Here is a 7,335-nt window from a genome sequence, read left to right on the forward strand (position 1 = left end):
CACCAGGACCGTCCCGGCCGGCCCGCCTCCGCCTCCACCCGCAATCAGCCCCGGCTGCCCCGCCCCACCCGGCTCCTCCGCGCCGGGCTCCCGTCCGCCGCCCGCGTACGCCCCGTCACCGTCGAACTCGGCGTCGAACTCACCGGCACGAGCCGGACCGTCTGAGAAGGAGAACACCACACATGACCACAGCCTTGACCTCCGCCTCCGTCTCCGCCTCGACCATGGCGGCGCCCCTTCCGCTGCGGCCCCGCACCACCGTGCGGGCCGCGGGACTCGTGGACGTACCGGCGGTGGCGCGTCTCATCGCCCCGGCCGACACCGGAGACACCAGAGACCCCGGAGGCACCGGAGCCCTTCCGCAGCACCCGGACGCCGCCGCCCCCGTCGACTGGGACCGGGCCCGCCGTGCCATGCGGCTGATGCTGGCCCATCACGCCCTGGAGGACGGTCAGGTGTGGGTGGCCGAGCGCGAGGACGGCACGCTGCTCGCGGCAGCCGTCTGGCTGCCGCCCAGTTCCGGTGCCGAGCCGCCCGACCAGCGCTTCAGCAGCCTGCTCTCGCGCGAGCTCGCCCTCGGCCCGCAGGAGCGCCCGTTCCCGTCGGCCGGTCTCAAGAAGGCAGCGCCCGACGAGTCGCACTGGAAGGTGGCCGTCGTCGGCGCGCTGGACGACACCAGTGCCTGGGACCACACCGTGGCCGCCGACCTGCTGGCACCGGGGCTGCGTGCCGTCGACGAGGAGGGCGGCGCCGCCGTGGCCGTCACGCTCTCCGCCCGGCACGGGGACCAGCTGAGGCCGCTCGGGTTCCGCCGGCCGCGCGCGGTCTGCGTCACGCCGGGCGGGAGCGTGTGGATGACGACCCGTCAACCGGCGCGCACAGTACGGGAATCCGTTGCACCAGGTTGTTTCCGAAGCCTCCCCGGTTCCAGGGCTGCGTGACCGGCTGCGTGTTGCCCGCGGCGTCCGTGGCCCGGGCCGTCAGCACGTGGGTGCCGGGGGCCGCAGTCCAGGGTGCCTCCCAGTGGCGCCAGGACCAGGCGTGGCCCGCGCGGCCGTCCGGCGGGTCGAGCTCGGCCTCCCGCCAGGAGCCGCCGTCGTCCGTGCTGACCTCGACCTTCGTCACCGGGGCGTGGCCCGACCAGGCGCGGCCCTCCAGCCGCAGTGGACCGGGGCGTACGACCCTCGTGCGGGACATGAAGTCCGGGAAGCCGGGCGGGACCATCAGCGCGCGGGGCGCGATGCGGGTGACCGCGACGCCGGGCTCGTCGGGGGACTGGCGGTAGCGGTACGCCACCGACTGCTGGAAGCCCGTGAACGGGGTGTCGGTGAGCGTGATGTCCCGCAGCCACTTCACATGCGCCATGCCGTACCAGCCGGGGACCACCAGACGCAGCGGGTGGCCGTGCTGCGGTGGGAGCGGGGCGCCGTTCATCTCGTACGCCACCAGGACCTCCCGGTCGGCGGCCGTGGCGTCCGCGAGCGTCAGGCTGCGGCGGTAGTCCTGTTCGACGCCGCGTTCCACGCCGTGGTCGGCTCCCGTGAAGACCGCCTCGACGGCGTCCGGCTCGACCCCGGCCTCGGCGAGCAGCGTCCGCAGGGGTACGCCGGTCCAGTCCGCCGTGCCGACCGCCTCGACCAGCCAGGGCTGGCTCACGGGGCGCGGGGTGAGGCGGGCCCGGCCGTTGCCCGCGCACTCCATGGTCACGCGGTGGGTGACGGGCGGGAGGGAGTACAGGGCGGACAGGTCCAGGACCAGGGGCTCCCGGACCAGGCCGCCCACCGTGAGCGTCCAGGTGTCGGCCTCGGCGGGCGGGATGTAGGGGATGTCGTAGTGGACCAGTACGTAGTGCAGGCCGGGCGGGGTCACGTCGTGGCGCAGCGCCTCCAGGAGGAGGCCGTGGTTGCGGGCCGCGAGGGCCAGCTCCTCCTGGCTGATGTCCTCGTCGGGTCCGGCCACGCGGCCCGGTGCGCTGACCTCGGCCAGTGAACCGGCCCCGCGCGTCCGTCCACGTTCGTCCGTGCCGCGGTCCGTGCCGTGGTCCGAGCTGCCGTCCGTGCCGCTGTCGTTGCCGCCGTCCATGGCTCCATGGTGCTCCCGTCGCCCGGCCCGGGCACCCCGCTCGCGATTGCCAGTCGTACCGAGCGGCGAGACCCTGTACATATCGGCCCTGGGGCGGATGAAACGTGCGATCGCGGACGGACCGTACCTACTGGGCCTCGCGGAGGAGAGCGATCGTCATGGGCGGCAGCACCGGCAGCAGCACGGGGAGCACCAGCGGCGGCGGCACGGGCGTCATGGACGGTACGACCCTGGAGGCGATGCGGACCGGACTGCGCGGCCCGGTCATCTCGCCCCAGGATTCGGCGTACGACGAGGCCCGGTCGATCTACAACGCGATGATCGACCGGCGGCCGGCCGCCTTCGTGCGGTGCGCGGACGCCGGGGACGTGATGAACGCGGTCGACTTCGTCCGCGACCACGGGCTCGAACTCGCCGTGCGCGGCGGCGGGCACAGCGGCCCGGGACTGTGCCTGGTGGACGGCGGTGTCACGCTCGACCTGTCACCGATGCGCTGGGTGCGCGTAGACCCGGTCGCGAAGACCGCGCAGGTCGGCGGCGGCAGCCTGCTCGGCGACCTGGACCACGCGGCGCACGCCTTCGGCCTCGCCACCCCCGCCGGGATCATGTCGACGACGGGCGTCGGCGGACTGACCCTCGGCGGCGGGCACGGTCACCTCACCCGCAAGTACGGGCTCACGATCGACAACCTGATCTCCGCGGACGTCGTTCTCGCCGACGGCAGCTTCGTCACGGCGAGCGAGACCTCGTACCCGGACCTCTTCTGGGCGCTGCGCGGCGGAGGCGGGAACTTCGGGATCGTCACGTCCTTCACCTACCGACTGCACCCGGTGCACTCCGTGGGCGTCGGCATCACGGTCTGGCCGGTGGACCACACGCGTGAAGTGCTGCGCTGGTACCGGGAGTTCCTGCCGCAGGCGCCCGAGGACCTGAACGGCTTCTACGCGGTGCTCTCCGTGCCGCCCGGGCCGCCGTTCCCCGAGGAGCTGCACGGGCACAGGATGTGTGCCGTCGTGTGGTGCTGGACCGGTGACCTGGCGCTGCTGGACGAGACGCTCGCGGTGGTGAACGACGCCGGGCGGCCTGCCTTCCACTTCACCAGCCCGATGCCGTACCCGGCGCTGCAGACCATGTTCGACGAGCTGATCCCCAAGGGGCTGCAGTGGTACTGGAGCGGTGACTTCTTCGACCGGATCACCGACGAGGCCGTCGACATCCACCTCAAGTACGGCGAGAACCTGCCGACCGACCTGTCGACGATGCACCTCTACCCGGTCGACGGGGCCGCCTCCCGGGTCGGCTCCTTCGACACGGCGTGGGCCTACCGCGACGCCGTCTGGTCGGGCGTCTTCGCGGGCATCGACCCGGACCCGGACAAGGCCGAGCTCATCAAGCAGTGGTGCACGGACTACCGCGAGGAGCTGCACCCGTACTCGATGGGCGGCGCGTACGTGAACTTCATCGGGCCCGGTGAGGGCCAGGAGCGGGTCAGGGCCACCTACCGCGACCACTACGACCGGCTCGCCGAGGTGAAGCGGACCTACGACCCGCACAACCTCTTCCACGCCAACCAGAACATCGAGCCGGCGCACTGGCCCCAGGGCGACGCCTAGGGCCTGTGCGACTCCCAGGACGACGCCCGAGGAGCCGCCCGGAGGGTGCCTAGAACGTAACGAGACGTCTAGAACGTACCGAGCTTGATGATCGACAGCAGGGCGATCAGCTGGATCGCCGACGCTCCCAGGGCCTTGGGCCACGGCAGGTCGTGCGACTTCTTGACCATCAGCGTGAAGAGCACGCCGGCCCCGACCCAGGTCGCCCAGCCCAGCAGCTGCACGAACGGCGCGTCGCCGCCCGCGAACATCGCGACGACCAGGCGCGGCGCGTCCGTCAGCGACATGATCAGCATGGAGAGGCCGACCGTGGGCTGCCAGGCGCCGTCGCCGCCGAGCTGGCGGGCGAGGGTGTGCGTGACCACGCCCAGGATGAACGCGCTGAGGACGATCGCGATCGACGTCGTCAGGACGATGGGCACCGCGTTCGACAGGGTGGCGTTTATGACGTCCGCGCGGGCGCCGTCGAAGCCGAAGACCGCCAGCAGGCCGTAGAGGAACGACACGATGAGGGCAGGGCCCCACATCGTGTAGTCGCGCATCTGCAGGAAGGTCTGGTTCGGGCGCATGATGACGCCGGTCAGCAGTTCCTTCCAGTGCAGCCGCGGGCCCACCGGGGGTGCGGTCGTCTGGCCCGCGCGGTACGTGCCGCCCGGGTTGTACGGGTCCTCGCCGACGGAGAACGCCGTGGTGTGACCCGGCTGGTTCGCCGCGTACGGGTCCTGGCCCTGGCCGTGATGGTCGTGGTCGCCGAAGTACTCCGGCTCACCGTGCCCGTTCGTCTGGGGCCACTGCTGCGGCCCGTTGCCACCGCCACCGCCGCCATTGCCGTACCGCTGCTGATGCTGCTGCGGGTACGGCTGAGGCGCGGGGGGATAGCCGTACGACGGGCCGCCCTGGGGGGCCTGCTGTCCGTAAGGCTGCTGCCGCGCCTGTTGTTGCGGGTGCGCCTGCTGCGTGCGGTTGTCCCGGCCGCGTCCGATCCTGAATCCAGCCACGTAATCGAACGTACCTGGTCCCGCACAGTGACGTGCCGGGCCCGGGGCAACGGGCCCGGCTTTGCTGCCGAGCTGTGACATCCCCTAAGGGACTTCCCAGGTGACCTTCATGGGTTCTTCGGGGGTATGTTCGGGGACTTTTCAGTGGCTGCTGAGGGTTTGGCCGTACGCGAGTCCGCCGGGCACGGCCGGGAGGGCGAGCTTGGCGGGTGTGACCGTGTAGGAGCCGTCGGCGCTCGCGCGGGGGAGCACCCATACGCCGCCCGACTTCGCGTTCTCGCCGGGGGAGCCGACCGCGATGTCCGCCCTGCCGTCGTGATCGTAGTCACCGGTCGCGACGGCGGCACCGAAGGCGTCGCCCGCCTCGGCGACGCCCGGGACGCGCGCGGTGTCCTGGTTGTACGCGACGGAGTGAGCTTCCCCGTGAGCGTCGACCAGGCCGGTCGCGCCGCCGAACAGGAGGGTCGCGGCGCCGGCGCCCGCCCGGGTGCCGATCGCCTCGCCGGGGGCGCCCGCGACCAGGTCGTCGCGGCCGTCGCGGTTCACGTCCGCGACGGCCAGGGAGGCGCCGAAGCGGTCGCCCGTCTCGGCGACGCCCGGTACGCCGACCGTGTCCTGGCCGAGGGTCTGCGCGCGATAGCCGAACGAGCCGTCCGGGCCGCTGCCGTAGTGGACATGGATGCCGCCGCCCTTCGCGAACTCCTCCGGACCGCACGGGTCGTCGATGTTCTCGTCGGCGATCTCGCGGCACTCGCCGAGGGCCAGGTCGTCGTTGCCGTCGCCGTCGAAGTCCCCGGCGGCGAGGGCCGAGACACCGGCGTTGTCGGTGTTCCAGGTGTTGGCCATGCCCTGCTCCGCCGCGTCCCAGGCCCACAGCCGTACGTGCGACTGCGTGAACGGGGCGTCGACCGTCCAGTACGCCAGCGCCAGGTCCGCCGTGCCGTCGGCGGTGAAGTCGCCGGTGGCGAGGACGGGCGCGCGACCGCCCATGGGGGCCGTGAGGACGGTGGTGAGGATGCCGTCGGCCGTGCGCAGCACGACCTTGTCCCGGCCGCCGATCACGATGTCCCTGCTGCCGTCCCCGGTCAGATCGGCCGCCGCGACCGACCCGCCGTACGCCGCCGACGCCGCGGGGCCGGTGAGGGCCGTGGACCCGTGGCTCGGGCCGCCTCTCGCCCCGCCCACGACGGTGACCATGCCCGCGTCCACGCCACGGTCGGTGACGTCCTCGCCGGGTGCGCCGGCGAGCAGCTCCGCGATGCCGTCGCCGTTGAGGTCCTCCAGGACCGCGGAGGCGCCGAACCGGTCGCCCGCCTCCGGAGAGCCGGGCACCTCGGCGGTGGCCTGGCTGACCCGGATGCTGCCGCGGGAGCCCAGCCCCTTCGGGCCGCCCCACACGACGTTGACGTATCCGGCCTTCGCCTTGCCGCCGACGGCTCCGTCGGGGACGCCGACGGCGAGGTCCGCGTAGCCGTCGCCGTTGAAGTCGCTTGTGGTGGGGGAGGGTTGGGCCGCGACCGCGGTGGGCGCGAGTGTCAGGCCCGCGGTGACCGCCGCGGCGACGGTGGCGGCGAGTGCGTACGTCCGTATGTGCACGGGGGCTCCAGGGTGGTGACCGGTGACCGGGGACTGTGGTTCACCTGTGTGACACCTGGAGGATGCCAGGGGTTGTGGCCCCGGGCGCATTCCTTGCCGCGTGCGCGTTCGCTGGGGCGTGCGCGTTCGGTGGGGCGTGCGGGTTCCTTGGCGCATGCGCCTTCCGTAGGGCGTCAGGCCCAGAACTCGGCCTCCTTCTCCATGTCCTCCTGGCATTCGTCGATGTCGGTGAACTTGTCCCCGACGATCCGGAAGATGAGGCAGCCGTTCTGCTCGATCCGCTTGCCGTTGCGCTCGGCCGTGTAGCGGTGCATGGAGACGGCGTGGCCTCGGCCGTCGACGAGGATGTGGCCCAGCTCGACCTGGAAGGTCCCGTTGGTCTCCGCGAAGAGCCGGCCGTACAGCTCCATGACCGCGTCCTGCCCCTTGTAGTCGCCGGAGAGCATGTGACTACCGGGTACGTGGTGCGTACAGTCCGATGCCATCATGCCGCGCAGGGTGTCCATGTCACCCCTGGTGAAAGCGTCGTAGCCCTTGCGGACGAGCATTGCGTTCGGGTGTTCAGCCATCGTGATCGCCGCCTTTCTGTTGCTTGGCGTCTTATGGCCGACATTCTGATTATCCCGCGTTATTGGGTTTTTGTGCCGAGTTCACACCACACGTACTTGCCCGCCGTGCCGTTGACCTGGAACCAGCCCCAGTCGTCGGCGTACGCGCGCACGATCCGCAGGCCGCGGCCCGTCTCGTCGTCCTCGGGCTTCGTCGTCGGCGGCGCGGGGTCCGTGTCCCACGCGCCCAGCCGGAACGAGTTCCCCGACCGTCTGAGCTTCAGGGCGGCGGGGCCCTCGGTGTGCCGGATGGCGTTCCCGAGGAGCTCGGAGGCGAGTAGCTCCGCCGGTTCGACGAGGGCGGGGAGGTGGTGGCTGGTGAGGATGTCGCGGAGGGCGCGGCGGCAGATGCCTACGGCTCGGGGGTCGTGGGGGATGTAGAGGGTGTACTCCCAGGGTGCGGGCGTGGGCATGGGCATGCGGTCTCCTGGTGGGGAG

7 protein-coding genes are annotated in these 7,335 nt (G+C 72.0%); 2 read left to right on the forward strand and 5 right to left on the reverse strand.

What is annotated here, in order from left to right:
• Nucleotides 1-182: 182 nt before the first annotated feature.
• The gene (locus AOK17_RS22540; protein WP_055614347.1) at nucleotides 183-941 is read left to right on the forward strand and encodes a hypothetical protein; all 759 of its coding nucleotides are present in this window, start codon (nucleotides 183-185) and stop codon (nucleotides 939-941) included.
• Here AOK17_RS22540 and AOK17_RS22545 read toward each other — a convergent pair.
• Nucleotides 832-2,082 (reverse strand): sulfite oxidase, encoded by a 1,251-nt coding sequence (locus AOK17_RS22545; protein ID WP_079053216.1) that lies wholly within the window; start codon nucleotides 2,080-2,082, stop codon nucleotides 832-834. The two genes, AOK17_RS22540 and AOK17_RS22545, sit on opposite strands and share 110 nt — an antisense overlap.
• A 215-nt stretch (nucleotides 2,083-2,297) precedes the next feature.
• Between AOK17_RS22545 and AOK17_RS22550 the strand changes: the two genes are divergently transcribed.
• A complete protein-coding gene (locus AOK17_RS22550) occupies nucleotides 2,298-3,695 on the forward strand; it encodes an FAD-binding oxidoreductase (protein ID WP_055614352.1) in 1,398 nt (465 codons plus the stop codon).
• Nucleotides 3,696-3,763: 68 nt separating this feature from the next.
• On the opposite strand, the gene AOK17_RS22555 is transcribed toward AOK17_RS22550, so the two are convergent.
• From AOK17_RS22555 to AOK17_RS22570, 4 genes are all read right to left on the reverse strand, one after another.
• Complete coding sequence (locus tag AOK17_RS22555) at nucleotides 3,764-4,774, reverse strand: Yip1 family protein (protein WP_079053217.1); 1,011 nt, start codon at nucleotides 4,772-4,774, stop codon at nucleotides 3,764-3,766.
• 60 nt (nucleotides 4,775-4,834) lie between these two features.
• The gene (locus AOK17_RS22560; protein ID WP_055614349.1) at nucleotides 4,835-6,289 is read right to left on the reverse strand and encodes an FG-GAP-like repeat-containing protein; all 1,455 of its coding nucleotides are present in this window, start codon (nucleotides 6,287-6,289) and stop codon (nucleotides 4,835-4,837) included.
• Between the two features lie 173 nt (nucleotides 6,290-6,462).
• Nucleotides 6,463-6,858: a nuclear transport factor 2 family protein gene (locus tag AOK17_RS22565; protein WP_055614350.1), complete on the reverse strand. Its 396-nt coding sequence runs from the start codon at nucleotides 6,856-6,858 to the stop codon at nucleotides 6,463-6,465.
• Between the two features lie 59 nt (nucleotides 6,859-6,917).
• Nucleotides 6,918-7,316: an ATP-binding protein gene (locus tag AOK17_RS22570; protein WP_063997276.1), complete on the reverse strand. Its 399-nt coding sequence runs from the start codon at nucleotides 7,314-7,316 to the stop codon at nucleotides 6,918-6,920.
• Nucleotides 7,317-7,335 lie beyond the last annotated feature (19 nt).

The organism is Streptomyces phaeochromogenes, from assembly GCF_001418655.1.
Taxonomy (GTDB): Bacteria; Actinomycetota; Actinomycetes; order Streptomycetales; family Streptomycetaceae; genus Streptomyces; species Streptomyces phaeochromogenes.

Excerpts from the sequence above, each read along its gene's own strand:
- AOK17_RS22550 (WP_055614352.1), top strand. The coding sequence starts at position 2,298 with ATGGACGGTACGACCCTGGAGGCGATGCGGACCGGACTGCGCGGCCCG.
- AOK17_RS22555 (WP_079053217.1), bottom strand. The coding sequence starts at position 4,774 with ATGTCACAGCTCGGCAGCAAAGCCGGGCCCGTTGCCCCGGGCCCGGCA.
- AOK17_RS22570 (WP_063997276.1), bottom strand. The coding sequence starts at position 7,316 with ATGCCCATGCCCACGCCCGCACCCTGGGAGTACACCCTCTACATCCCC.
- AOK17_RS22565 (WP_055614350.1), bottom strand. The coding sequence starts at position 6,858 with ATGGCTGAACACCCGAACGCAATGCTCGTCCGCAAGGGCTACGACGCT.
- AOK17_RS22545 (WP_079053216.1), bottom strand. The coding sequence starts at position 2,082 with ATGGACGGCGGCAACGACAGCGGCACGGACGGCAGCTCGGACCACGGC.
- AOK17_RS22540 (WP_055614347.1), top strand. The coding sequence starts at position 183 with ATGACCACAGCCTTGACCTCCGCCTCCGTCTCCGCCTCGACCATGGCG.